General features: G+C 65.7%; 24 protein-coding genes. 12 read left to right on the top strand and 12 right to left on the bottom strand.

Annotation, left to right across the window (positions count from 1 at the left end):
- Positions 1-2 precede the first annotated feature (2 nt).
- A complete protein-coding gene (locus QO033_RS07015; RefSeq protein ID WP_284480239.1) occupies positions 3-2,012 on the top strand; it encodes a peptidoglycan -binding protein in 2,010 nt (669 codons plus the stop codon).
- A 61-nt stretch (positions 2,013-2,073) separates the two neighbouring features.
- Here the strand turns inward: QO033_RS07015 and QO033_RS07020 are convergent, their stop codons facing one another.
- Complete coding sequence (locus tag QO033_RS07020) at positions 2,074-2,973, bottom strand: M23 family metallopeptidase (RefSeq protein WP_284480240.1); 900 nt, start codon at positions 2,971-2,973, stop codon at positions 2,074-2,076.
- Between the two features lie 83 nt (positions 2,974-3,056).
- Entirely contained in the window at positions 3,057-5,387 is a 2,331-nt protein-coding gene (gene clpA, locus QO033_RS07025; RefSeq protein WP_284480241.1) for an ATP-dependent Clp protease ATP-binding subunit ClpA, read from the bottom strand.
- 288 nt (positions 5,388-5,675) lie between these two features.
- On the opposite strand from clpA, the gene QO033_RS07030 reads away from it, so the two are divergent.
- Complete coding sequence (locus tag QO033_RS07030; protein WP_284480242.1) at positions 5,676-7,754, top strand: calcium-binding protein; 2,079 nt, start codon at positions 5,676-5,678, stop codon at positions 7,752-7,754.
- Positions 7,755-7,818: 64 nt separating this feature from the next.
- On the opposite strand, the gene gloB is transcribed toward QO033_RS07030, so the two are convergent.
- Complete coding sequence (gene gloB / locus QO033_RS07035) at positions 7,819-8,589, bottom strand: hydroxyacylglutathione hydrolase (protein WP_284480243.1); 771 nt, start codon at positions 8,587-8,589, stop codon at positions 7,819-7,821.
- A 74-nt stretch (positions 8,590-8,663) separates the two neighbouring features.
- Here gloB and QO033_RS07040 point away from each other — a divergent pair, with 74 nt between their 5' ends.
- The 7 genes from QO033_RS07040 (at position 8,664) to QO033_RS07070 (ending at position 15,129) form a co-directional block, all read left to right on the top strand.
- Complete coding sequence (locus QO033_RS07040; protein ID WP_284480244.1) at positions 8,664-9,398, top strand: class I SAM-dependent methyltransferase; 735 nt, start codon at positions 8,664-8,666, stop codon at positions 9,396-9,398.
- A gap of 375 nt (positions 9,399-9,773) precedes the next feature.
- Positions 9,774-10,334, top strand: a complete 561-nt coding sequence (locus QO033_RS07045) for a F0F1 ATP synthase subunit delta (RefSeq protein WP_284480450.1) — start codon at positions 9,774-9,776, stop codon at positions 10,332-10,334.
- Positions 10,335-11,873 (top strand): F0F1 ATP synthase subunit alpha, encoded by a 1,539-nt coding sequence (gene atpA / locus QO033_RS07050; RefSeq protein ID WP_284480245.1) that lies wholly within the window; start codon positions 10,335-10,337, stop codon positions 11,871-11,873.
- 15 nt (positions 11,874-11,888) lie between these two features.
- Complete coding sequence (locus tag QO033_RS07055) at positions 11,889-12,764, top strand: F0F1 ATP synthase subunit gamma (protein WP_284480246.1); 876 nt, start codon at positions 11,889-11,891, stop codon at positions 12,762-12,764.
- A 21-nt stretch (positions 12,765-12,785) separates the two neighbouring features.
- Entirely contained in the window at positions 12,786-14,210 is a 1,425-nt protein-coding gene (gene atpD / locus QO033_RS07060; protein WP_284480247.1) for a F0F1 ATP synthase subunit beta, read from the top strand.
- Between the two features lie 11 nt (positions 14,211-14,221).
- Positions 14,222-14,638 carry a F0F1 ATP synthase subunit epsilon gene (locus QO033_RS07065; protein WP_284480248.1) on the top strand — a complete coding sequence of 139 codons (417 nt, stop codon included), beginning with the start codon at positions 14,222-14,224 and terminating at the stop codon, positions 14,636-14,638.
- A gap of 140 nt (positions 14,639-14,778) precedes the next feature.
- Positions 14,779-15,129, top strand: a complete 351-nt coding sequence (locus QO033_RS07070; RefSeq protein WP_284480249.1) for an H-type lectin domain-containing protein — start codon at positions 14,779-14,781, stop codon at positions 15,127-15,129.
- Positions 15,130-15,184: 55 nt separating this feature from the next.
- Here the strand turns inward: QO033_RS07070 and QO033_RS07075 are convergent, their stop codons facing one another.
- Positions 15,185-16,204, bottom strand: a complete 1,020-nt coding sequence (locus tag QO033_RS07075; protein ID WP_284480250.1) for a ribose-phosphate pyrophosphokinase — start codon at positions 16,202-16,204, stop codon at positions 15,185-15,187.
- 215 nt (positions 16,205-16,419) lie between these two features.
- On the opposite strand from QO033_RS07075, the gene QO033_RS07080 reads away from it, so the two are divergent.
- Positions 16,420-17,250, top strand: coding sequence for an alpha/beta fold hydrolase (locus tag QO033_RS07080; RefSeq protein WP_284480251.1), 831 nt, complete (start codon positions 16,420-16,422; stop codon positions 17,248-17,250).
- 54 nt (positions 17,251-17,304) lie between these two features.
- On the opposite strand, the gene QO033_RS07085 is transcribed toward QO033_RS07080, so the two are convergent.
- The 5 genes from QO033_RS07085 to QO033_RS07105 all read right to left on the bottom strand — a co-directional run bounded on the left by QO033_RS07085 (position 17,305) and on the right by QO033_RS07105 (position 21,233).
- Positions 17,305-18,348 carry a threonine aldolase family protein gene (locus QO033_RS07085; RefSeq protein WP_284480252.1) on the bottom strand — a complete coding sequence of 348 codons (1,044 nt, stop codon included), beginning with the start codon at positions 18,346-18,348 and terminating at the stop codon, positions 17,305-17,307.
- Entirely contained in the window at positions 18,348-18,818 is a 471-nt protein-coding gene (locus QO033_RS07090) for a YcgN family cysteine cluster protein (RefSeq protein WP_284480253.1), read from the bottom strand. The genes QO033_RS07085 and QO033_RS07090 overlap by 1 nt, the downstream gene beginning before the upstream one ends.
- Positions 18,815-19,747 carry a bifunctional riboflavin kinase/FAD synthetase gene (locus tag QO033_RS07095; RefSeq protein ID WP_284480254.1) on the bottom strand — a complete coding sequence of 311 codons (933 nt, stop codon included), beginning with the start codon at positions 19,745-19,747 and terminating at the stop codon, positions 18,815-18,817. Before QO033_RS07095 ends, QO033_RS07090 begins: the two co-directional genes overlap by 4 nt.
- A 60-nt stretch (positions 19,748-19,807) precedes the next feature.
- Positions 19,808-20,251, bottom strand: a complete 444-nt coding sequence (locus tag QO033_RS07100) for a MaoC family dehydratase (RefSeq protein ID WP_284480255.1) — start codon at positions 20,249-20,251, stop codon at positions 19,808-19,810.
- Between the two features lie 106 nt (positions 20,252-20,357).
- Complete coding sequence (locus tag QO033_RS07105) at positions 20,358-21,233, bottom strand: TIGR01459 family HAD-type hydrolase (RefSeq protein ID WP_284480256.1); 876 nt, start codon at positions 21,231-21,233, stop codon at positions 20,358-20,360.
- Between the two features lie 199 nt (positions 21,234-21,432).
- Here QO033_RS07105 and QO033_RS07110 point away from each other — a divergent pair, with 199 nt between their 5' ends.
- Positions 21,433-22,248, top strand: a complete 816-nt coding sequence (locus tag QO033_RS07110; protein WP_284480257.1) for a M48 family metallopeptidase — start codon at positions 21,433-21,435, stop codon at positions 22,246-22,248.
- 55 nt (positions 22,249-22,303) lie between these two features.
- Positions 22,304-23,500 carry an amino acid permease gene (locus tag QO033_RS07115; RefSeq protein WP_284480258.1) on the top strand — a complete coding sequence of 399 codons (1,197 nt, stop codon included), beginning with the start codon at positions 22,304-22,306 and terminating at the stop codon, positions 23,498-23,500.
- A gap of 61 nt (positions 23,501-23,561) precedes the next feature.
- On the opposite strand, the gene QO033_RS07120 is transcribed toward QO033_RS07115, so the two are convergent.
- The 3 genes from QO033_RS07120 to QO033_RS07130 form a co-directional block, all read right to left on the bottom strand.
- Positions 23,562-23,810, bottom strand: a complete 249-nt coding sequence (locus QO033_RS07120; protein ID WP_284480259.1) for a hypothetical protein — start codon at positions 23,808-23,810, stop codon at positions 23,562-23,564.
- A 217-nt stretch (positions 23,811-24,027) separates the two neighbouring features.
- A complete protein-coding gene (locus QO033_RS07125) occupies positions 24,028-24,948 on the bottom strand; it encodes a manganese-dependent inorganic pyrophosphatase (RefSeq protein WP_284480260.1) in 921 nt (306 codons plus the stop codon).
- A gap of 111 nt (positions 24,949-25,059) precedes the next feature.
- Positions 25,060-26,046 (bottom strand): TraB/GumN family protein, encoded by a 987-nt coding sequence (locus tag QO033_RS07130; RefSeq protein ID WP_284480261.1) that lies wholly within the window; start codon positions 26,044-26,046, stop codon positions 25,060-25,062.
- Positions 26,047-26,081: the final 35 nt, after the last annotated feature.

A 26,081-nucleotide genomic window follows, 5' to 3' on the forward strand; every position in this document is an offset into this window, starting at 1 on the left:
GCATGGCCCTGTCCCGCCGCACAGGACAACGGTTCCAGGGCTCGATCTGGCCCGGCTTCGTCGATGCGATGACCGGGCTGCTGCTGGTGCTGATGTTCGTCCTGACCATTTTCATGGTGGTCATGTTCGTGCTGCGCGAAACCATCACCGGACAGGAAAGCAAGCTGGACCAGCTGTCTTCGGAAATCAGCGCGCTGGCCGATGCGCTGGGGGTCAGGGAGCGGGAGAACGCCCGACTGCAGGCCCGGATGGGGGCGCTGACCGCGACATTGAGCGATACCCAGACCGATCTGGACCAGGCCCGTGCGGCGATTGCCGCCCTGACCGGGGAGCGGGACCGCCAGGCCACCGCGCTGAAGGCGGCAGAGGGGCGGATCGCCAGTTTCGAGGAGCAGGTCGCGGGCCTTCTGGGCGAACGCGACGCGGCCCGCGATCAGGTGTCGAGCCTGGAGGGCGAGAAGGCGGCGCTGCTGTCGCAGCAGGAGGCGCTGAACCTGGCGCTGGCCAAGCATCGAGAGGAGATCGACGCCCAGGCGGAGGCGGCGCGGCTTGCCGCTGCCAGACGTGAGGCGCTCGAGGCGCTGGTTGCCGATCTGCGCAAGCAGGCCGCCGATGACGCCGAACAGACCAAGGCGCTGACCGCGCGGATGGGCGATCTGCAAAGCCAGTTGAGCGAAGAGGAACAGGCGCGGCTGGCCGAGGCGGCGGCGGCGGAGGCGCTGCGCCAGAAGCTGCAGGATTCCGATGCCGAACTGACGGCGATGACGATGGAGCTGGAACGCCAGCGCAAATCGGCTGAGGACACTTTGACCCTGCTGGCGGCGGCAGAGGCGGCGCGCAACGGGCTGGACGAGAAATTGAAGGCGGCGCTGGCGCAGCTGAGCGCGGCGCAGTCGGGGGCGGCGGATCGCGACGATCTGGCCCGCCGGCTGGAACTGGCGCTGGCGCAGATGGAGGTGGTGAAATCCGAAGGCGCCGATCAGGTCAGCGCGCTGCAGGCGCAGCTGGCGCAGGCGCAGACCGATCTCGCCGCCGCGCAGGCGGTCGCCGATCAGGCCGGCAGCGACCGCGCGGCGATCGAGGCACGGCTGTCCAAGGCGCTGGAGGCGCTGGAAAACACCCAGGCCGTGGCCACCGATCAGGACAAGCTGCGGCGTGAGCTGATGGCGGCGCTGGCGGCGCAGGCCGCGGCGGAGAAGACCGCGGCCGATCGGCTCTCTGCCGCCGAACAGCGCGACGTCCTGCTGGCAAAGGCGCGGGAGACTCTGGCGCGGGAGCAGGAAACCTCGGCCGAGGCACAGCGCCAGACCGCGTTGCTCAACCAGCAGGTGGCGGCTTTGCGCACCCAGTTGGGCAGCCTGCAGGCGTTGCTGGACGATTACAAGGCGCGGGATGCGGCGGCCCAGGTGCAGCTGCAGAACCTTGGCCAGGATCTGAACGCGGCGCTGGCCCGGGCCGCCGCGGAAGAGCGCAAGCGCCGGCTGTTGGAGGAAGTCGAACGCAAGCGGCTCGAGGCCGAGGCAGAGCAGCTCAAGGCCGAAACCAAGGACCTGCAGCGCTATCGCTCGGAATTCTTCGGCCGGCTGCGCGATGTGCTGGGCAACGAGGAAGGCGTGCGGATTCAGGGCGACCGCTTCGTCTTCTCCTCCGAAGTGCTGTTCGCGCCGGGGGAGGCCGAGCTGGCGGATGCCGGCAAGGGCGAGATCGACAAGGTGGCCCGCATCCTGCGCCGGATCGCGGCGGAAATTCCGCCCGAGATCGACTGGGTGATCCGCGTCGATGGCCATACCGATGACGTGCCGCTGCGTCCGGGCGCGGAATTCGCCGACAACTGGGAGCTGAGCCAGGCCCGCGCCCTGTCGGTGGTGCGCTATCTGGTCGAGGCGCAGGGGATCGCGCCGGGGCGGCTGTCGGCCAACGGTTTCGGTGAATACCAGCCGATCAACCCGGCCAATACCCCGGAAGCCCGGGCGCAGAACCGCCGGATCGAGCTTAAGCTGACCGAGAAGTAGATCAGGGCAGGGCGCCCGGCGCGGAAAATGCCCGTGGTCCTGCCGCGGGGGCCCTTGCGGCCTAATCGAGTGCCAGCGTTACCCGCACGCTGTCGATTTCCTCGCCTCCACGCAGCATGCGGACAATGCCGATATAGCGCCCCCTGGGCCAGCCGCCGGGCGGTTGCCGTTTGCCGGCGGCGCGGAACAGCTGCGCCTTGGCGCCTTCCAGCCCGTCGGAATGCGAGATCACCTCGCCCTTCGGCCCGTTGATGGTGATCTCCAGCACATCGCCCTGCCGCCCGCCATAGGCATAGCCGTAGAGCACCAGCGCCGGCGACTGGCTGTTCAGCGTCGGATCGGCGGCGGTGCCGGCCTTGACCGCCTGAAAACTGGGCACATTGGCGGCGAAGCCGGCCGCGATCAGGCCGCCGGGTTCATAGGCCGGTGTTTCGGTCCACAGATCGCGCGCCGGCGTATCGTCGCCGCAGCGGGCGCCCTCCGGCGCAAAGGGGTCGATCACCGCGCCGTCATGGCGCACCGAGAGATGCACATGCGGGAACTGGGTCTGACCGCTCAGCCCGACCTGGCCCAGCACCTCGCCGGTGGCAATCGTCTGCCCGGTGGTGACCCGGATCGAGCCGGCCTTCATGTGGCAATATTGGGTTTCCCAGCCGTCGCCATGGTCGATCAGCACGCCGTTGCCGCATTCCCGCCCGGCGATCTCCCCGGCGGTCTCGCTGCTGGCGAGCCGGTCGGCCATGCCGTCGCGAAAGCCCCGGACCACGCCGGGGGCGGCGGCCAGGACATTCACGCCGCGCCGCATCGTCGCCAGATCGGGCAGGGCGAAATCGGTGCCCTTGTGCCCGTCGTAACTGAGCGGGCCGCAGCGGTAATCCCCGGCCCCGGGGCCGGGGTCGTCATCGACATATTGCTGGATATAGCAGCTCTCGCCCAGGGTGCAGTCGATCGGTAGCGCCAAAGCGAAATCGCCCGCCGCGGCGGGCGCGGCGAGCGATGTCAGCAGGGCCGCGACAGCGGCCCCGCATCTGAGACCTGGGCGCATCAGTCCGCGGTCAGCAGCGGCGGCTTGTCGCCGGGCAGGCGCTTGCGGTCGGGGCCGTCGATCTGCAGGTCGATCTCGCCGTCCTTGACGCCCACCTTGACCACGCCGCCCTTGGCGAGCTTGCCGAACAGCAGCTCTTCCGCCAGCGGCTTCTTGATGTGCTCCTGGATCACGCGGCCCAGGGGACGCGCGCCCATCTTGTCGTCATAGCCGCGGTCGGCAAGCCATTCGGCGGCCGGGCGGGTCAGTTCGATGGTCACGCCACGATCCATCAGCTGGGCCTCCAGCTGCAGCACGAATTTCTCGACCACCTGCAGGATCACCTCTTTCGGCAGCGGCGCGAAGGAGATCACCGCGTCCAGACGGTTGCGGAACTCCGGCGTGAAGGTGCGTTCGATGGCGGCGGTATCCTCGCCTTCGCGGCGGTCACGGCCAAAGCCGATAGCGGCCTTCTGCATGTCCGACGCCCCGGCGTTGGAGGTCATGATCAGGATCACGTTGCGGAAATCCACCGTCCGGCCGTTGTGGTCGGTCAGCTTGCCGTGGTCCATCACCTGCAGCAGGATGTTGTAGACATCCGGGTGGGCCTTTTCGATCTCGTCCAGCAGCAGCACACAATGCGGGTGCTGGTCGACGCCATCGGTCAGCATGCCGCCCTGGTCGAAGCCGACATAGCCCGGAGGCGCGCCGATCAGTCGGGAAACCGCGTGTTTCTCCATGTATTCCGACATGTCGAAGCGCAGCAGCTCCACCCCGAGGGTTTCGGCCAGTTGCTTGGCGACCTCGGTCTTGCCGACGCCGGTGGGCCCGGCAAAGAGATAGTTGCCGATGGGCTTTTCCGGTTCGCGCAGGCCGGCCCGGGCCAGCTTGATGGCCGAGCTCAGCGCCTCGATGGCGGCGTCCTGGCCGAAGACCACCCGCTTCAGCGTGGCTTCGAGATCCTTCAGCACCTCGGCATCGTCCTTGCTGACGCTCTTCGGCGGGATGCGGGCGATCTTGGCGACGACGGCCTCGATCTCCTTGACACCGATGGTCTTGCGCCGCTTGCTCTCGACGACCAGATGCTGCGCCGCGCCGGCTTCGTCGATGACGTCGATGGCCTTGTCGGGCAGCTTGCGGTCATGGATGTAGCGCGCCGACAGCTCGACCGCCGTCTTGATCGCGTCGCCGGTGTATTTGACGCTGTGATGCTCCTCGAAATAGGGCTTCAGCCCCTTGAGGATCTTCACCGCATCCTCGACCGAGGGCTCGGTGACATCGATCTTCTGGAACCGGCGGCTCAGCGCGCGGTCCTTTTCGAAGTGCTGGCGGAACTCCTTGTAGGTGGTGGAGCCCATGGTGCGCAGCTTGCCGCCCTGCAGCGCAGGTTTCAGCAGGTTGGAGGCATCCATCGCGCCGCCGGAGGTGGCGCCGGCGCCGATCACCGTGTGGATCTCGTCGATGAACAGCACCGCGTCGGGGTGTTCCTCAAGCTCGGTCACCACGGCTTTCAGCCGTTCCTCGAAATCGCCGCGATAGCGGGTGCCGGCCAGCAGCGCACCCATGTCGAGCGAATAGATCGTGGTGTTGGACAGAACCTCCGGCACCTCGCCCTTGACGATCTTGCGGGCCAGACCCTCGGCGATGGCGGTCTTGCCGACACCCGGGTCGCCCACCAGCAGCGGGTTGTTCTTGCGCCGACGGCACAGCACCTGAATGCAGCGCTCCACCTCCTGATCGCGGCCGATCAGCGGGTCGATGTCGCCCTCGCGCGATTTCGCGTTCAGATCGACGCAATATTTCCCCAGCGCGCTTTCCTTCTGGTCGCCGGTCTCGGGCGCGGCAGAGCTGTGGCCCTCGTCCTCTGCATCGGTGGCGCCGGAAACCGGGCGGCTTTCGCCATAGGCCGGGTTCTTGGCGACGCCATGGGCGATGAAGTTCACCGCGTCATAGCGGGTCATGTCCTGCTGTTGCAGGAAATAGGCGGCATTGGATTCCCGTTCGGCGAAGATCGCCACCAGCACGTTGGCGCCGGTCACCTCGGTCCGTCCGGAGGATTGCACATGGATCGCGGCGCGCTGGATCACGCGCTGGAAGGCGGCGGTCGGCACCGCTTCGGAGCCATCGATATCCGTCACCAGATTCGACAGTTCCTCGTCGATGAAATCCACCAGGGTGGTGCGCAATTCGCCCAGATCGACGCTGCAGGCCTTCATGACGCGGGTGGCGTCCGGCTCGTCCAGCAGGGCCAGCAGCAGGTGTTCGAGGGTCGCAAACTCGTGCCGTCGGTCGTTGGCCAGAGCGAGGGCAGCGTGGATGGCCTGTTCAAGGGTGCTCGAGAATGAAGGCACGTTGGTGCTCCTCTGATCTGGGTCAGTACGGGGGAGGGGTGTTGGCCGTTCCCCGAGCCAACCGTGTCGTTATACCCTTAGAGTTTGGTTTATCGGGGCCGGGCTTCAAGAGTTTTCTTGGTCCGAATGATCACAAATTACGCCGCCTGCCTGCGAAAGGTGAAGTTTTGGGGGCGTTCAGGGGCTGCGATCCCGGCCGGGGCGGCGCGATTTGGCTGTCGTTACGTCAACTTTGGCTGTAGTCTCAGATGTATTTTTCAGAAGCGATTCAAATAGGCGGTATAGGGTATGGCGAGTGTTGCGCAAGCTATTGCATCTATTGAGGAAACAAGGTCCAGCCTGGCCGATGCCCGGGTCGGCCTGCGGACAGCCGAGCGGTATCTGTACGGCCGGAACGGCGCCGAGGACACGGATGAGGATTTCGACCTTCTGGGGTTCACCGCGCCACAGCTGACGGTCTACGGGATGAAGGCGGTGGCCTTTGCGGTCAGGAAATATGCGCAATCGGTGGTCACCACGCTCGAGACCAAGATCGAGATGCGCAGCGCCATCGAATATTGGGCCGATGCGCTCGACGATGCGCTCGACTCATCGCGCAGCGGCGCCCGGATCGCCAAGATTGCCGAGCTTCTGCCCGGGCTCGGCACCACCTTCAAACGCGCCAATATCGACACGCTGATGAAGCAGGCCGCCGATATCTCGGCCGAAATGCGGGGAGAGCTGACCAAGATCGACAGCGTCTATGCCGAAAGTCTGGTGTTCTGGAAAAACATCTACGGCGTCGCGGACAAGGCGAATACGGCGCTGACAGTGCTTTCGGCCGGGGTCACGGTGCTGAAGGCGCAGACCGCCGACGCCACCGAGGCGGGGGTGTCGCCGGGGCTCTATGCCGCCAGCGTCGGGGCGACCAACGTGGCGGCAGACGACGCGCGGCTGGAAGCGGCGATCACGGCGCTGGCGGAGCGTTTCGCCGATACCGTCGATCCGGTGACCACGGCGCAGCAGCAGCTGCAGGCGCTGTTCGACAGTGTCGCCGCCGCCACCGAGACCGCTGCCGGAGAGCTCGCCGATCTCGATGCGCTGATCGGGGAGATCACCGATCTGATGGCACGGCTCAACGCGCTGCCCGGCACCGTCGCGCCCTTCACCGCCGTGGTGTCGGCAATGGTGGCGCCCTTCGATGTGATCTTCGATTTCCTGGAAAATCCGCCGTCGATCTTCGGGGTCAAACTGTTTCCGCCGATCAGCCGGTCGGATATCGACGCGATCCTCGATTTCCTCAGCGGGGTTTCGGACACGATCCTGGGCCTGCTCGACCCGATCCTGTCGCCGATCCTGGGCCCGGTGGAGGATGCGGTGAACAAGATCCTCGACAGGCTGAACCCGCTGAAGGAATTCTCCACGCCGGTGGACGATCTGCTGGCGAAGATCACCGAGCTGTTCGAGGTGGTCGAAGGGCTTGACGACATGCTGGGGTCGATCGCTGATCTGGCAGTGGATTTCGCCGATCTGCCCACAACCATCGAGGCGCTGGACAGCCCGGGCCGGGGAGAGACCCGGGTGAGCTTCTTCGGCGGCGATGACGACGACGTGGTACAGGGCCGCGTCGCGACGGCGGAGGAGGCGCGGGGGCTGGACGGCGCGGTGCTGTCGGGCGGCGGCGGCAACGATACCCTGAAGGGGACCGAACTGGACGACATGATCGCCGGCGGCGCCGATGACGACAGGCTGTTCGGCTTCGGTGGCGACGACGTGATCTTCGGTCATTCCGGCGACGATACCGTCTATGGCGGCGATGGGGATGACATCATAACCGGCAACGGCGGCGCCGATGCCCTCGCTGGCGGCGACGGGGACGACGACATCGCCGGCAATGGCGAGGATGACACCATCACCGCCGGCGAGGGCGACGACCGGGTCGCGGGCGGCACCGGGGCGGATCGAATCCTGGGCGGTGCCGGGCAGGACACCCTGCTGGGGCAGGCCGGCGATGACGAGATCTTCGGCGGTACCGGCGACGACACCCTGCGCGGTGGCGCCGGCAACGATCTGCTGGTGGGGCAGGCGGGCGACGATTTCATCTTCGGCGCCGCCGGCCGCGATATCCTGCGCGGCGGCAGCGGCGACGATGTGCTGGTCGGCGGGGCGGGCGCGGACACCTATCAGTTCGCCCGCGTCGGCAACGGCTTCGACATCATCCGCGGGTTCGAGCAGGGCAGCGACCTGATAGAGATCGACGGGCGCAGTTTCGAGGAGCTGGAGATCCGCCAGACCAAGGCGGCGACCTTCATCGAGTTCGGCAAGTCCAACGTGATCAAGCTGGCCGGCTTCGACGGCGAGCTGACCGCAGACGATTTCCTGTTCTGACCCCTGGTCAGATCACCGCAGGCCGGGCGGGGCCCGGCGTGGCGTGCCCGGTCTCAGACCGAAATCAGAACTTGTCCTTGCGGGCGCGGATTTCGGCGAAGACCTCGGCATCGGTGGCGTCCGGCATCTCCAGATGCGCGCGGATCGCCGGATCGGCGGCGCGCAGGAAGGGGTTGGTGGCCAGCTCCAGCGCCAGGGTTGAGGGGACCGTCGGCAGCCCCTTGTCGCGCGCGGCGGCGATCTCGGCCACCCGCGCCGCCAGGGCGGGGTTCTGCGGGTCGACGGTGACGGCGAACCGGCCATTGGCCTGGGTATACTCATGGCCCGAATAGACCACCGTTTCGGGGGGCAGCGCCGCCAGCTTGCTGAGCGAGGCCCACATCTGCGGCATGGTGCCCTCGAACACCCGGCCGCATCCCAGCGCCATCAGGCTGTCGGCGGTAAACACCGCGTCGCTGTCGGGGAAGACATAGGCGATATGGCCGACGGTATGGCCGGACACATCGATCGCCCGGCCGGTTTCCTGCCCGATTGCCACGCTGTCGCCTTCCGAGACCTGGGTGTCCAGTGCCGGCAGCCTGTGGGCATCGGCTGCCGCCCCGGTCACCCGCGCCCCGGGCCAGGCGGCAAGGATATCTGCCAGCCCCTCCACATGGTCCCAGTGGTGGTGGGTCAGCAGCACCTGGGTCAGGGTCCAGCCGCGGTCCTTCAGTGCCGCCAGGATCGGCGCGGCCTCGGGGGCATCGATCAGCGCGGTCTCGCCGCTGGCGGCGTCATGGGCGAGAAAGGCGTAATTGTCCGACAGGCAGGGGATGGTGAGGATTTCCAGCGGCATGGCCATTCTCCCTTTCAATGGAAAGCGGGGTTGTTAAACTGCCGGCAGCTTGGCCGATCAGACGGGCGCCCGCAATGCATCTCGATGTGCAGGATCTACGGAATTTCTATTACCGCAGCACCCTTGGCCGGGCGGCGCAGGCTTCGGTGCGCGCGGCGATGCTCGATCTCTGGCCGGAAGCCAAGGGCCAGACCGTGGCGGGTTTCGGCTTCGCCGTGCCGTTGCTGCGCCCCTATCTGCGGGAGGCGCGGCGGGTGATGGCGCTGATGCCGGGGCCGCAGGGGGTGATGCCCTGGCCGGCGGGGATGCCCAATGTCTCGGTCCTGTGCGAGGAAACGCTGTGGCCGCTGGAAACCGGCCGGGTCGACAAGCTGGTGGTGATGCACGGGCTGGAAACCTCGGAACGTCCAACCCGGCTGCTGGAGGAGTGTTTCCGGGTGCTGGGGCCGGGCGGCAAGGCGCTTTTCATCGTGCCGAACCGCGCCGGGCTCTGGTCGCGCAGCGACCGCACGCCGTTCGGCTATGGCCGGCCCTATACCATCGGCCAGCTGGAGGCGCAGCTGAAGGAGCATCAGTTTCTGCCCGAGCGTCATCGCGCCGCGCTCTATCAGCCGCCCTCGGCGCGCCGGTTCTGGCTGCGCTCGGGATCGCTGCTGGAGAAGATGGGCACGCGGCTGCCCACGGTGCTGGTCGGGGGCATCTTCATCGTCGAGGTGTCCAAGCGGGTGCAGCCACCCAAGGGCACCGTCGTCAAGGATCTGGCCAAGCGCCCGATCGAGGCGCTGGACGGGCTGGTCAAACCGGCCTGAGCGCGGCGCCTGTGCGGCCCCTTGATGGCCCCGGTCGCGGCCGGGCCGGACCCTGCGTCACCGGGCCGCCGCAACCTGCCCAAACCTGTGGAAATGCGTGGTTGCTGGGCTTTTGCACGGGATTTGATCACGCAGAATCGCACGGAATCACCTATTTTTTTTCCCCGGATTCTGCGCAATCCGTCGCATATCGGCTAACCCAATGAAAACAAGTGGGGAATGCCGTCCAATGATATCGCTATAGGTTGTTGCGGGGTGGGGTCGGCTCTGCTACATCCACGCTGATTTTGATGACCTGCGTTTTCGCGGGTCGTTTTTCACGCCCCCGGACCGTTGCACGCGGCGTAACCGGGGCCAGATATCGGAAGGGTGGACGTGTCCGAACCAGCTTCGATTTCCGCAGGCATCGCTGCGCGATATGCCACCGCGATCTTCGAGATTGCGAAAGAGAGCAATGACCTTGCCGGTCTTGAATCGAGCCTCAACGATTTGTCGTCGGCGCTGAGCGAAAGCAAGGATCTGAGCGACCTGATCACTTCGCCGCTCTACACCCGCGACGATCAGCAAACCGCAATCACCGCCGTGGCCGAGAAGATGGGCCTGGCATCGGTGATGACCCAGGCGCTGGCGCTGATGGCGCAGAAACGCCGCCTGTTTGTCGTGCCGCAGCTGATCGCCGCCCTGCGCGATCTGATCGCGGACGACCGTGGCGAAGTGACCGCGGATGTGGCCTCGGCGAAGGCCCTGACCAAAGCCCAGACCGAGAAGCTGGCGAAGACCCTGGCGGCCCGCGTGGGCAAGACCGTGAACGTGAATGCGACCGTCGATGAAAGCCTCATTGGCGGTCTTGTCGTTAAAGTGGGCTCGAAGATGATCGACACCTCGATCCGCTCCAAGCTCGCTTCCCTCCAGAATGCAATGAAAGAGGTCGGATAAATGGGTATCCAAGCTGCAGAGATTTCTGCGATCCTGAAAGACCAGATCAAGAATTTTGGTCAAGAGGCCGAGGTGGCAGAAATCGGCCGCGTGCTGAGCGTGGGGGATGGTATCGCCCGTGTCTATGGCCTCGACAATGTCCAGGCCGGCGAGATGGTCGAATTCCCCGGCGGCATCATGGGCATGGCGCTGAACCTCGAAGCCGATAACGTCGGCGTCGTGATCTTCGGCTCCGACCGCGACATCAAGGAAGGCGACACCGTCAAGCGCACCAACTCGATCGTGGACGTGCCGATCGGCCCCGAGCTGCTGGGCCGCGTCGTTGACGGCCTGGGCAACCCGGTGGACGGCAAGGGCCCGATCGCCGCAACGGCCCGCGGCATCGCCGACGTCAAGGCGCCGGGCATCATCCCGCGTAAATCGGTGCATGAGCCGATGGCAACCGGCCTGAAATCGGTCGACGCCATGATCCCCGTCGGCCGTGGCCAGCGCGAGCTGATCATCGGCGACCGTCAGACCGGCAAGACCGCGATCGCGCTCGACTCCATCCTGAACCAGAAATCCTACAACGCTGCCGCAGGCGACGACGAGAGCAAGAAGCTCTACTGCGTCTACGTGGCCGTGGGCCAGAAGCGCTCCACCGTTGCGCAGCTGGTGAAGAAACTGGAAGAAACCGGCGCCATCGAATATTCGATCGTCGTCGCAGCCACCGCCTCCGAACCGGCGCCGATGCAGTATCTGGCCCCCTATACCGCGACCGCGATGGCCGAATACTTCCGCGACAACGGCAAACACGCGCTGATCATCTACGATGACCTGTCCAAACAGGCAGTGTCCTATCGTCAGATGTCGCTGCTGCTGCGCCGTCCGCCGGGGCGTGAAGCTTACCCGGGCGACGTGTTCTACCTGCACTCCCGCCTGCTGGAACGCTCCGCCAAGATGAACGAAGACCATGGCGCAGGCTCGCTGACCGCGCTGCCGATCATCGAAACCCAGGGCGGCGACGTGTCGGCGTTCATTCCGACCAACGTGATCTCGATCACCGACGGTCAGATCTTCCTGGAAACCGATCTGTTCTACCAGGGCATCCGCCCGGCCGTGAACACCGGTCTGTCGGTGTCGCGTGTGGGCTCCTCGGCCCAGACCAACGCGATGAAATCGGTCGCCGGCTCGGTGAAACTGGAACTGGCGCAGTATCGCGAAATGGCGGCCTTCGCCCAGTTCGGCTCCGACCTCGACGCCGCCACCCAGCGCCTGCTGAACCGTGGTGCCCGTCTGACCGAGCTGATGAAACAGCCGCAGTATTCGCCGCTGACCAACGCCGAGATCGTCTGCGTCATCTTCGCCGGCATCAAAGGCTATCTGGACAAGCTGCCGGTCAACGAAGTCGGCAAGTTCGAAGCGGGCCTGCTGAACTTCCTGCGGACCAAGAAGGCCGATCTGCTGCAGTGGATCACCGACGAGGATCCGAAGATCAAAGGTGAGGCGGAAGACAAGCTCAAGGCTGCGCTGGACGAATTCGCCGCCGACTACGCCTGAGGGGAGATCTAGGCAATGCCCAGTCTCAAGGACCTAAAAAACAGGATCGAGTCGGTCAAATCGACCCGCAAGATCACCAAGGCCATGCAGATGGTGGCCGCCGCGAAACTGCGGCGGGCACAGGAATCTGCCGAGGAGGCCCGCCCCTACGCCGAACGGTTCAATGCCGTGATGGCGGATCTGGCGGCCTCGGTCGGGGGCAGCGACAGCGCCCCCAAACTGCTGCGTGGCACCGGCAGCGACCAGGTTCACCTCCTGGTCGTGATGACGGCGGAGCGTGGCCTGTGCGGCGGCTTCAATAGCAACATCGCCAAGCTGGCGCGCAACCATGCGCAACGGCTGCAGGCCGAAGGCAAGACGGTCAAGATCCTCACCGTCGGCAAGAAGGGCCGCGACGCCATCAAGCGCGACGTCGGTGAGCTTTTTGTCGGCCATGTGGATCTGAGCAATGTGAAGCGGTTGTCCTATGCGGATGCACAGGGGATCGCCAAGCAAGTTCTGACCAGCTTCGACGCCGGCGAATTCGACGTGGCGACGATCTTCTATTCGAAGTTCGTCAACGTCGTGACGCAGGTTCCGACCGCCCAGCAGATCATCCCGGCGAAATTCGAAACCGCCGAGGAGCCGAGCGCAACCGCGCTCTATGATTACGAGCCCAGCGAAGAGGCCATCCTGGCCGAACTGCTGCCGAAAGGGGTGGCCACCGCCATCTTCAGCGCGCTGCTGGAGAACGGGGCCTCGGAACAGGGCGCGCGGATGTCCGCCATGGACAACGCGACCCGCAACGCCGGTGACATGATCGACAAGCTGACGATCGAGTACAACCGCTCGCGTCAGGCCGTGATCACCAACGAGCTGATTGAAATCATTTCGGGCGCGGAAGCCCTGTAAAAAGAACCGGAGACGACACCAATGGCAAACAAAGAAGGCAAGATCACTCAGGTGATTGGCGCCGTTGTGGACGTTCAGTTCGACGGCCATCTGCCCGAGATTCTGAACGCCCTGGAAACCGACAACAACGGCAAGCGTCTGGTGCTGGAAGTCGCGCAGCACCTGGGCGAAGGCACCGTTCGCTGCATCGCCATGGACGCCACCGAGGGCCTGGTCCGCGGTCAGGCTGTCAGCGATACCGGCGCACCGATCTCGATCCCGGTCGGCAATGCCACCCTGGGCCGCATCCTGAACGTCGTCGGCGAGCCGGTGGACGAACAGGGCCCGGTCGAAGCGACCGAGACCCGCGCCATCCACCAGCCGGCCCCGACCTTCGCCGAACAGGCGACGGAATCGGAAATCCTGGTCACCGGCATCAAGGTTATCGACCTGCTGGCACCCTATGCCAAGGGCGGCAAGATTGGCCTGTTCGGCGGCGCCGGCGTGGGCAAGACCGTTCTGATCATGGAACTGATCAACAACATCGCAAAGGTGCACTCGGGCTTCTCCGTGTTCGCCGGTGTTGGCGAGCGGACCCGTGAGGGCAACGACCTCTACCACGAGATGATCGAATCCAACGTCATCAAGCCCGACAACCTGTCGGAAAGCCAGGTGGCGCTTGTTTACGGTCAGATGAACGAGCCTCCGGGGGCCCGTGCCCGCGTTGCGCTGACCGGCCTGACTCTGGCCGAGCAGTTCCGCGACCAGTCCGGCACCGACGTTCTGTTCTTCGTCGACAACATCTTCCGCTTCACCCAGGCGGGCTCCGAGGTGTCGGCGCTTCTCGGCCGTATCCCCTCCGCTGTGGGCTACCAGCCGACGCTGGCCACCGACATGGGCGCGATGCAGGAACGCATCACCTCGACCAAAGCCGGTTCGATCACCTCGATCCAGGCCGTCTACGTTCCCGCGGACGACCTTACCGACCCGGCACCGGCCACCACCTTCGCCCACCTCGACGCAACGACCGTTCTGAGCCGTGCGATTTCCGAGCTCGGCATCTACCCGGCCGTGGACCCGCTGGACTCTTCCTCGCGGATCCTCGACCCGCAGATCGTCGGCGAAGAGCACTATCAGGTTGCCCGTGACGTTCAGGGTATCCTCCAGCGCTACAAGTCGCTGCAGGACATCATCGCCATCCTCGGGATGGACGAACTGAGCGAAGAGGACAAGCTGACCGTGGCACGTGCCCGGAAAATCCAGCGCTTCCTGTCGCAGCCCTTCGACGTGGCGAAAGTCTTTACCGGCGCCGACGGTAAGCAGGTGCCGCTGGAAGACACCATCTCGTCCTTCAAGGCGGTTGTGGCCGGCGAATACGACCACCTGCCGGAAGCGGCCTTCTACATGGTCGGCGGCATCGACGAAGTGATCGCCAAGGCCGAGAAAATGGCGGCTGAAGCCGCCTGAGGAGAAGCCTGATGGCAGACACGATGCAATTCGACCTCGTCAGTCCGGAGCGGCGCCTCGCGTCGCTCCCGGTCAGCGCGGTCCGGCTTCCCGGTGCGGAAGGCGAGATGACGGCCATGCCCGGGCATGCCCCCGTCATCACGACCCTGCGTCCCGGGGTGCTGCGGATCGAGAGCCCGGAGGGCACCTCCGAGTTCGTCGTGACCGGTGGTTTCGCGGAGCTGGGCGGTGAGTCCATGTCGGTGCTGGCCGAGAAAGCCGTTCCCCTGAGCGAGATGACCCGCGCTCATCTGGACGAGCTGATCGAAGACGCCCGCACCGCGCATGAGGCCGCCAAGGCCGCGCCTGAAGTGGAGCAGAACCTGGTCGACGAAGCGGCCAAGCTGCTCGCCGACATGGAAGCTTTGGGCGACCACATGAGCCTGTAACCGCCACCGCGGAGACAGCGAAATCAGCAAACCGGCCTCCGCCCGCAGCGGGGGCCGGTTTCGCATTGTTTCCGCCTTTTGTTTTGACAGGGCGGGCCCGGGGATGCTCTGTTCCGGCATTGACGGAACAGTGACAAGACATGAAGACATTACAGAACCACTTGATCGGGGTCGATCAGGGCGACGTGCCCCTGTTTTCCGATTTCGAAGATGGCGGGGAGATGTGGACCGGCCAGGGTCCGCGCGAAAAACGCCGCACAATTCCCTTTTCCAGCCCGTTTCGCCAGCCACCGGCGGTACATCTGTCGATCTCGATGCTGGATGCGGATACGGCCGCTGCGGTGCGGCTGGAGCTGAAGCCCGAGGCGGTCACGCGGGAAGGGTTCGATATCGTCTGCCGGACGTGGCTGGACACCCGGATCGCGCGGATGCGGGTGACCTGGCTGGCGATCGGGTCTCTGCCGCATGAGGACGACTGGGACCTGATCTGATCTCTGGGGGGAGGAAAACGGGGGAAGGGGGCGCCCGCAGCCGGGCGCGCCCCGATCAATCCATCGAGTAGAGGGATTCGTAGATCGGCGACAGCGTGTTGTCCTCGAACAGGGAGGAGACGCTGGTGCCGTACCAGATGTTCAGGATCGCCTGAGCGAAGATCGGTGCAGTGGGCACGATGCGGATGTTCGGCGCGCCCTTCACCGCATCGCTGGGGGCGATGGAATCGGTGATTACCAGCGATTTCATCACCGATTTGGTGACGCGGTCGACTGCCGGGCCGCTCATCACCCCGTGGGTGATATAGGCGTGCACCTCGCGGGCGCCGTTGTCCATCAGCACTTCGGCGGCCTTGCACAGCGTGCCGGCGGTATCGCACATGTCATCGACGATGATGCAGATCTTGTCGGTGACATCGCCGATGACGGTCATCTCGGCGACCTCACCGGGCTTCTCGCGGCGCTTGTCCACGATCGACAGCGGCGAGTTGATGCGCTTGGCCAGCTCGCGGGCGCGGGCAACACCGCCGACGTCGGGAGAGACCACCATCAGATCGCCCATCTGGCCCTTGAAGTTGGTCTTGATGTCGAGCGCGAAGATCGGCGAGGCATAGAGGTTGTCGACCGGGATGTCGAAGAAACCCTGAATCTGCGCCGCGTGCAGGTCCATGGTCAGCACCCGCTCGATCCCGGCCTGGGTCAGCAGGTTGGCGACCAGCTTGGCCGAAATCGGCGTGCGGGCCTTGGTGCGGCGGTCCTGACGGGCATAGCCGAAATAGGGGATCACCGCGGTGATCCGGGCAGCTGACGACCGGCGCAGCGCGTCGCTCATGATCAGCAGTTCCATCAGATTGTCGTTGGCCGGGTTCGAGGTCGGCTGGATGATGAACATATCCTCGCCGCGCACGTTCTCGTAGACCTCGACGAAGATCTCACCATCGTTGAACCGCTCGACCCGCGCGTCCACCAGCCCGAGCTGAACCCCGCGGTTCATGCTCATGCGGCGTGCGATGGCTTCGGCAAGCGGAAGGTTTGCGTTCCCAGCGATGAGCTTGGGTTCGTTCATGGTCGCCATATGCTGATATCCCCGGGCAGCAAGGTCTGTGACAGATTCGTGATGTAAACCCCGCTTAACATGACCGTCCCGTCCCGCAAAGGTTGGCGCCGGAGAAAAGCTAACATGCCACGGCATAGCGACTATTTGTTTACGGCGCCGGCATTCCGGGTCTATCAGACAGGTTTGCGCCGCCTGTGCGCGCCACTCCTCCACGCGTCGAAAGGGCGATGTCGATGAAAGATATGAATGATCTGCCGCAACCGGTCTTTGTGCGGGAGTTGGGGACGGGGGACCGCCGGTTGCTGGCGGTGCATTGCACCCTGGCCCATTCCGGGGTTTGGCGCGGCCTGGCCCAGGCGCTGGACGGGCAGGCGCGTCTGACCGCCTTCGACATGCTCAGCCACGGCCGCAGCCCCGACTGGGACGGGCAGGGGGATATCCAGGACCGCACGCTGGACACCGCCCTTGGGCTGCTGGACGAGCCGATGGATGTGATCGGCCATTCCTTCGGTGCCACCGTGGCGCTGCGGCTGGCGGTGGCGCGGCCCGATCTGGTGCGCAGCCTGACGCTGATCGAGCCGGTCTATTTCGCCTTCGCGCTGCAGAGCGCGCCGGAGGCCGTCGCCCGCCACGAAGCCGATGCCGCCCCCTTCACCGAGGCGCTGGCGCGGGGCGAGGTGGCAACCGGGGCGCGGCTGTTCAACCGGATGTGGGGCGGTGGCGTGGGGCCGCGCTGGGATGCGCTGCCCGAGGCCGCCCGGGCCAGCATGATCCGCGGCATCCCGCTGGTGCCGGCCTGCCGCCAGGCGCTCTATGACGATCCGGCCGGGGTGGCGGCGCCGGGCGGGCTGGACGCGGTCACCATGCCGGTCCTGCTGATGCGCGGCTGCGACAGCCATCCGGTGATCTCGGCCATCACGGATGCGATCGCGGCGCGGCTGACACGAGTCCGTCAGGAGGCGGTGCCGGGGGCCGGGCATATGCTGCCGATCACCCACCCGGAGGCGGTGGCGGCTGCGATGCGCGGAGTGTTCGCCGACGCACCGCTGCCGGGCGCGGCCTGAAACCGGTGTGGCCACCGGTTCAGCCGCCGTCTCAGGGATGGTTCGGGCGGCGGTTCAGGCGGCGGCGAGCGTCAGGAACTGATCGATCAGCGCGTCGCTGATCGACCAGTCGCAGACCAGCCGGCAGGTGAGCAGCTCGTCGGGGTCTTCACCCTCCAGCGTGCCGTCCAGCAGGTGGTACATCGCGCCCTCGGCGATCAGCCGCTGGTGCGCCCGGCGGGGCAGGGCGGCGAAGATCAGGTTGGCCTGCGGCGTGTGCAGCAGCCGGGCCCCGGCCCGGCGCAGCCCCTCGGCCAGCCGGGCGCAATTGGCATTGGCCGCCGTCGCCATTTCCAGCCAGAGATCGTCGGTCAGATAGGCCTCCATCTGCGCCGACAGGTAGCGGTGCTTGGAGAACAGATGCGCGCCGCGTTTACGGCGCAGTTCGAATTCCCAGGACTTTTTCGGATCGAAGAAGATCAGCGCCTCGACCCCCATCAGCCCGTTCTTGGTGCCGCCGAGCGAGACGACATCGATCCCTGCCTTCCAGGTCATCTCGGCCGGGGTGCACCCCAGCGTGACCAGCGCATTGGTGAAGCGGGCGCCATCCATATAGGTGCTGAGCCCGAAGTCGCGCGCCACCGCGGTCAGCGCCGCGATCTCCGCGACCGAATAGACGCCGCCGCGCTCGGTGGCCTGAGTCAGCGATACCGGGCCGCGCTGCGGGCCGTGGACGCCGCGGTTGCCCTCGGCGCGGATGGTCCGGCGCAGCGCTTCCGGGGTCATCTTGTCGCCGCCGGGCACCAGCGTCAGCTTGGCCCCGGCCGAGAAGAACTCGGGCGCGTTGCACTCATCCTCGTGGATATGGGCGACCGGGGTGCAGAACACGGTTTCATAGGGCGCGGTCAGGCTGGCCAGCGCCAGCGCATTGGCGGCGGTGCCGGTGGCGACCAGATGCACCGCGGCTTCCGGCGCCTCGAAGATCTCGCGGATACGGTTCCGCACCCGGTCCATCACCGCATCGGCGCCATAGCTGGGGGCATAGCCCTGGTTGGCCTCGGTCAGCGCGGCAAGGACCCTGGGATGCACGGGACCGGCGTTGTCGGACGCAAAGAACATCAGGTCGGCTCCTCGATGATATAGTTCTCCCAGTCTTCTTCCGGGACTTCGAATTCGGGGATGGTGCGGTGGCGCATCGACACCCCGGCGGCATGGACCGTCGCCGGATCGCCGGAGATCAGCGGGTGCCAGTCATAGAGCGGCTTGCCTTCCCACAGCAGACGATAGGCGCAGGTCTCGGGCATCCAATAGGCGTGTTCGTTGATATTGTTCGGCCGCAGGACGATGCATTCGGGCACGAACTGATGCCGGATTTCATATTGCGAACACAGGCAGCTGTCGTCGTCCAGCAGCCGGCAGGCCAGGCAGGTGAGGGCGACCTCTCCGGTTTCCTCGTCTTCCAGCTTGTTCAGGCAGCACTTGCCGCAGCCGTCGCACAGTGCCTCCCATTCGCGGTCGGACAGCTTGCGCAGCGGCTTGCGCTCCCAGAACCGGGGGGTCAGCCCCTTGCGATCGATATGCGCGCTCATAGGGCGGTCAGGATGTCCCGCGCGCGGGCGCAATCGGCATCCATCTGGTCGATCAGGCCCTGCAGCCCGTCGAATTTCAGTTCCGGGCGCAGGTAGTCGACCAGAGCCACCGACAACGTCGCCCCATAGAGATCGCCGGAGAAATCGAAGATGAAGGTCTCGATATTCGGCACCTCGCCATCGAACATCGGCCGCACCCCGAGCGAGGCGGCGCCGTGGTAGCTGCCCTGATGCGGCCCGTCGAGCACATCGACCAAAACCGCATAAACGCCGAAGGCCGGCGGATGCAGCCCGGCAATCGACATGTTCGCGGTGGGAAAGCCCAGCTCGCGACCGCGCTGTTCGCCGCCGATCACCTCGCCCTCGATCCGGTGCCAGTGGCCCAGCATGGCGGCGGCATTGCGCGGCCGGCCCTCGGTCAACGCGGTGCGGATGGCGGTGGAGGAGACGGTGTGATCCGATTGCTCCAGCAGCGGCGCGACGGTGACGCCAAAGCCCATGTCGTGACCGAAGCGCACCAGATCTGCGGCGGTGCCGCTGCGTTTCTTGCCGAAGCAGAAATCGGCGCCGACCACGACATGACGCAGGCCGAGCCCGTCGGCGATCACGTTGCGGGCGAACTCCTCGGGCGTCAGCCCGGCGAGGGCGGCGTTGAAGTTCAGCTCATAGAGACGGTCGACCCCCAGCTTCCGCAGCCGGTGCGCCCGGGTGCCGCTGCGCATCAGACGGAACGGCGGGCTGTCGGGGGCGAAGAATTCGCGGGGATGGGGTTCGAAGGTGACAATGCCCAGGGGCGCCTCGGGGCAGGCGGCCTTCGCCATCCGGATCACCGACTGGTGCCCGATGTGTACGCCATCGAAATTGCCAATCGCGGCGCTGGCGCCGCGATCCTGGGGCTCGACGAATTGATAATCCCGGATGATCCGCATGGCGGATGCCTAGCGCCCCGCGCGGGCAGGCGCAAGACGCCTGCGTGGGGCTTTGCGATCTCAGTCGAACTTGCGGCTGGGGGCCAGCACCGTCGCCTCGCCTATCAGCACCTTCTTGCCGTCGACGGAGCAGTGGCAATCCAGTTTCACCCGCCGCTTGGCGACGTCGATGTCGGTCACCTTGACCTCGGCATAGACGGTGTCGCCGGGGCGGACCGGGCCGAGGAACTTCAGCGACTGCCCCATGTAGATGGTGCCGTGGCCGGGCAGCTGTTCGCCGATCACCGCCGAAATCAGCCCCGCGGTCAGCATGCCATGGGCGATGCGGCCTTCGAAGATGGTGTCCTGGGCATAGGCATCGTCCAGATGCACCGGGTTCCGGTCGGTCGAAACCTCGGCGAACATTTCGATGTCGCGATCGGTGACCTGTTTGCGCAGATACCGGGTCATTCCCATTTCGATGTCTTCGATGCAGATGGTTCCGCGGGGCAGATTATCCAACATGTCGTCCTCTTGATTTCATCGGCGCGGTAATAAACGGTTATGAGTCGTCGCGTCACCGGCAACTTTATTACTTTGCAAGCGCAGAAAATCAAGAGGCTTTCTTGTGTCAACGCAGCCGGCCGATCGCATAGGTCGGCGCGCGCATTTCCTTTTCCAGATAAGCGCTTAGGGCCGATTCATCCGGCTGATGGGCGGTTCCGGTCTCTTCCGCGGCCAGACCGCCGGTGATGAAGAGGGAATCGAGATCCTCGCCCATCGCGCCGGCGATATCGGTGTGAATGCCGTCGCCGATGGCCAGAATCGAGGCCTGGGACACCTCCATTCCCAGGGCGGTCAGGCGGCGGCGGGCCAGGTCGTAGATCGGCGGATGCGGCTTGCCGAAATAGAGGCTCTCGCCGCCCATTTCGGTATAGAGGCTGGCCAGCGCGCCGGCGCACCATTCCCGGACCTCGCCACGGTCGACCACGATATCGGGGTTGGCGCAGAGCAGCTTCATCCCCTTCTGCTTGGCATAGAGGAACTGCGGCCGCAGGATCGCCGGGTTGGCCTGCGGGTCGAAGGGGCCGCAGCAGACGATGCCCTCGGCCTCCTCCAGCTCGACCCGGGTGATGTCCACCGGATCCTCAAGCACATGGATCGGCTCGAAGAAGCCCTGGTCGCGCTCCCATTCGCCCATGAACCAGACCTTCTGGCCGACGACGCCCTCGAACATCGCGGCGCGGGCGCTGTCGCCACTGGTGGCGATGGTGTCATAGGCATCTTCCGGCACGCCGAAGGCCGACAGCTGCTCAGCCACGCCGGCGCGGGGTTTCGGGGAATTGGTCACCAGCACCACAACGCCGCCGGTCCGGCGATAGGCCTGCAGCGCCGCCACGGCCTCGGGGTAGGCGGTGACGCCATTGTGCACGCAACCCCAGAGGTCGACAAACATCGCGTCGTAGGTCTGGGAAATCTCGGAAAGGGCGGGGATGATCTGGGTCATGAAAGCCGTCTGCTGTGGTCTGGAGGGACAGAACGGGCCGGGGCGGCGGCGCGCCGGGCCGGGGATGATCTGCGCCCACTAACACCGGTTTGTGGCAGAATGACAACGGCAAACCTCCGGCGGCTGCCGTCGCGGCCGGCTTGACATCGGCGGAGCGCTCACGGGTTAGTGATCCCGCCTGCAATCCAGAGGAGAGTTCATGAGCCGGTTTTCCCGATTTTTCGCGGCGCTTGGCATCTGTGGTCTGACCACGGCCTGCGGCACCACGTATCAGTTGCCCGAACTGGGCGCCGGGCAGTCCGACACTGCCACCAGAATGTTCGCCGAGGCCCGTGCCGAAGGGCCGCGCCAGCCGCTATCGGCCGCAGCGGCAGAGCGCCGGTTCCAGCGGGTGGCGGCGCGGATCCAGCCGACCGGCCGGCGCTATTGCGAAACCCTCGCCCGCGAGGGCAGCAGCATCGATTGCAACGTCGCCCTGGAGATCGACCGCAAGATGAAGCAGCGCAACGCCTATTTCACCTATGACGGCAAGGCCCCGGTGATCCGGATTTCGATGCCGATGCTGCAGGACAGCGCCAGCGACGACGAGGTGGCCTTCATCCTCGGGCACGAATATGGGCATCTCATCGGCCGCCATATCCAGAAGCAACAGCAACAGGCGCTGGCCGGGGCGCTGATCCTCGGGGTCATCACGGCGGCGGCCACCGCGAACGCCTCCAGCTACAATCCTAACACCGTCAGCCAGAGCATGGATCTCGGCGCGGCGGCGGGGTCGATGGCCTATTCCCAGACCTACGAGCTGGAAAGCGACACGCTGGGGACGCGGATCGCGGATGCGGCGGGCTACGATCCGGTCAAGGGCGCGAAGTTCTTTGCCCGTTCGGAAGCGGCACGGACCACCGCCGGCAACCTGTCGTTCTGGGGCACCCATCCGCCCGACGCCAAGCGGCTCGCCACGGTTTTGGCCACCAAGCAGCAGATCGACGCCAATATCGGGCTGCAGAAGGTTCAGTAGGACGCGGGCGGGATCACGCATTTACCGTGGGGGCGGAGGGCGTTAGACCGGATCCATGCAAAATCTCGCGATCCTTCTGGCCACCATCGCCCTGCTCGGCGTTCTGATGTGGCCGCGCCTGTCCGAGGCACCGCTGTGGCGGGCCACGGTGACGCCTCTGGCCTCGATCATCGGCAGCGGCTTTCTGGTGCTGGGGCCGATCCTGGACGATGGCTACGGGCTTTATGCCCCGATCGCGATGGCGGCGCTCTGTCTCGGCGCCTGGGTCTTCGGCGCGGCGGTGCGTTTCAACATCGCCGCGATCGAGCGTGCCGGCGGGCGCCGCAGCCGGGCGGAGGAGCGGGTGGAGACCCTGGCCTCCTGGGCGCTGGCCTTCGCCTATGTGATCTCGGTCTGCTATTACCTGAACCTGTTTGGCGCCTTTGCGGTCAGCCTGACGCCGCTGAAAGGCCCCGACCACGCGCGGGAGGTGACCACGGCGGTGTTCCTGGTGGTGCTGATCGCCGGCTGGGCACGCGGCTTCGGCGCGCTGGAGCGGATGGAGCAGGTGGCGGTCAGCCTCAAGCTCGCCATCATCCTCGGGCTGCTGGTGGGGCTGGCGCAATATGTGGCGCAGCACGCGGTGGCCGGCGACCTGGTGCTGAACGATCCCGGGCTGAGCGGCTGGCCGGCGGTAACCCTGGCCTTCGGGCTGATCGTCACCGTGCAGGGCTTCGAGACCGCCCGCTATCTGGGCGAGACCTATGATGCGCGGACCCGGATCCGCGCGATGCGGCTGGCGCAAGCTTTGGCGACGCTGATCTACATGGTCTATATCTGCCTGCTGGCCTTCGATTTTCCGGCCGGCGAGGTGGCGCTGACCGAAACCGCGATCATCGATCTGATGCAGCTGGTGGCGCCGATCTTGCCGGTGTTGCTGGTGGCGGCGGCGCTGGCGGCGCAGTTCAGTGCCGCGGTGGCCGATACCGCCGGATCGGGCGGGCTGGTGGCGGAGCTGACCGGCGGTCGGATCAGTTCGCGCCAGTCCTACGTGCTGCTGGTGGCGATTGGCATCCTGCTGACCTGGAGCGCCGATGTCTTCCAGATCATCTCCTATGCCTCGCGCGCCTTCGCGGCCTATTACGCGCTGCAGGCGGTGATCGCCGCGCTGGCGGCACGGGGCCGCCCCGGCACGGCCTGGCGGGGGCCGGCCTTCGTCGCGCTGGCGCTTCTGGGGCTGGCCATCGTGATCTTCGGCACCCCGGTGGAGTAGGGCGCAGGTATCGTCCTACCGTGGCCGATGTCCGTTGCGGCCCGGAAAGGGCCGGGCGGGGTCAGTTCGCCGGCTTGACCGCGATGCCGGTGCCGGTGCGGGTGCCCCAGCTGAAGGGCGAGATCTCGACCGCGGAAATCTCGGTTTCCACGACCCGGCTCGCGCCCATCTTGGCGGCGTCGCTGCGCAGCTTGGCCTCGACCTGTTCGACCGTCGGGTTCGGATGGAACGCGGTGGTCTTTTTCACGGTGACCTTGAGATCGCCCAGCTTGGTTTCTCGCGCGGGGTCATATGCGGTGGCGCTCAGCACGACCGCGCTGGCCTCGATCTGATCGACTGGCTGGTTGCGCAGTTCGCGGTCGATATTAGTGGTCTCTCAGGTGTCGCAGGCCGCCAGGGTCAGCGCCGCCAGGATGGGCCGCAGGAAGGGTTTCATCGCAGGGGCTCCTTCTGAAAAAAAAGACCCCGCAGGTGCCACCTGCGGGGTCCGGGACTTAACTGTGGCGCGGGGCCGGTAACCTCGGGCCTTAGACCTTGAGGTTCGGAATGATCTGCTTCTTGCGGCTCATGATGCCGGGCAGGACCACGGTGTCGCCTTCGACGGTGGCGCCGAAGCTCTTCTCGGCGACGGTCTTGACCAGATCGTTCGGCACCAGCAGCGTGGCTTCTTCGTTCAGGATGTCGATGACGAAGAGCAGGACCTGATCGGCGCCGTCTTCCTTGGCAACGTCCACCATCGAGTTCATCAGGCTGTCCTTGCGGTCCAGCACGATCTTCGGCGCGGTGGTTTCCAGAACGGAGACGCGGAATTCGGTGCCGTCGATGTTGTATTCCTTCGAATCCATCCGCAGCAGCTCGGCGTCGGAGAAGGCGGAGACATCGGATTTCGCTTCGAACATCTCAGCCGCATAGGCGGAGATGTCGACCCCCAGATCGGCGGCCAGCTTCTCGGCCACGGCCTTGTCGTGATCGGTGGTGGTGGGGCTGCGGAATTCCAGCGTGTCGGACAGGATGCAGGACAGCGCAGCACCCTTGATCGCCTCGGGCATCTTGGCGGCGTCGTCGCCCATCAGGTCGATCATGATGGTGGCGGTGCAGGCCAGCGGCCGTACGGTGATGTCGATCGGGCCCTTGGTCTCGATCCCGCCGACCAGTTTGTGGTGGTCGATGATGGCGCGGATATCGGCGGCATTGATGTCGGCCGGCAGCTCGGCCGGGTTGTTGGTGTCGACGATGACCACCGGCGCATCGGCGTCGACGCCCGAGATGATTTCCGGTTTGTCGAGGTTCCAGCGCGTCAGCACGAAGGCGGCCTCGGTGTTGGGTTCGCCCAGCAGCTTCGGCGCGGCGGCTTCGCCTTTCACCTCGGTCAGGTACCAGGCCCAGATGATCGGCGAGCCGGTGGAATCGGTATCGGGGGATTTGTGGCCAAAGACTTGAATGGTCATGGGGCTATCCTGTGCAGCATGAAATTTGAGGGCCTTATAAGGATGTCGTTTTCTCTTGTCACCCATGGCGCGCGCGGTCGCGGCGCTTCGCCGACGGGCGGGGGCTTCGGGTCAGAATATTGCGCGGCGAAGGGCGAATCCGGCCTGTTCCAGCACGCTCAGCAAGCCGGTTTCGCCGCTTAGATGCGCGACGCCGACGGCGATCACGACGGTCGGCTCGTTCCGTTCCAGAATTCGCGGCAGCCAGAGGGCGTTACGCCCGACCAGAAGCGAACCTTGAAACTCTTCCCACTTGCGGTCGAAGTCCTCGGGCGGCAGCCCGGACCGGGTCCGGGCGACCCGGCGCAGGAGTTCCATCGCGAAGCTCGAATCCTCGGCGAAATAGGCCTCGCGCAGGGTGGCAAGGTAATCCTCCGCCCCCTCGTAGAGTGGCTGCGACAGCAGCAGCTCCTCGACCTGCTGGGGCAGCGGCTTGGCGTTCATGATCGCCGTCAGCTCCTGCATCGTTTCCAGCGAGGCAAGCGGGATGCCACGGTCTGCGGCGATGGCCTCCAGCCGCATGTCCAGCCCCTCGGCGGCCTGTTTGTCCTGCCGGATGCAGGCCGGCATCGACAGCATCTGGTCCAGCATCCAGGGGCGCATCTTGGCCGCCATCCATGGCGGGATGCCATGATGGCGCAGCAATGTGGAGAAGGCGGCCCATTTCTCCGCCCCCATGATGTCGATCAGCGTCGGCCCCTCCGACAGCAGGAAGGCGGACATGTTCTCCGCACTGGTGAAATCCGCCATTTCGTCTGGCGCCACTTCCAGCAGCAGCAGATCGGCCGCCTCCAGCACCGGCGCCAGCCGGTGGGCGGCGTCGATCATGCGGGGGTCGTTCAGATGCATGGTGCCGATCAGATGCAGGGTCTGGCCGTTGCGCTCGGCGATCCAGTGATTGCCACGGGCGTAGGGCGTGGCCTCCGTCAGGGCGCGAATCTCCTGCCGCTCGGTGTCGCTGAGCGTGGTGGCCAGATCGGTGCCGCCGCAGACGGGCGCGGCCAGCAGCGCGGCGGGCAGGAGAAGCAGGGCGAACAGGGCTGCAATCAGGGCGTGCATCGGACCTCCGGAGAACTGATGCGACGCTAGTGATG

Origin of the sequence: Pseudodonghicola flavimaris, assembly GCF_030164425.1 — a bacterium.
Classification (GTDB): domain Bacteria; phylum Pseudomonadota; class Alphaproteobacteria; order Rhodobacterales; family Rhodobacteraceae; genus Pseudodonghicola; species Pseudodonghicola flavimaris.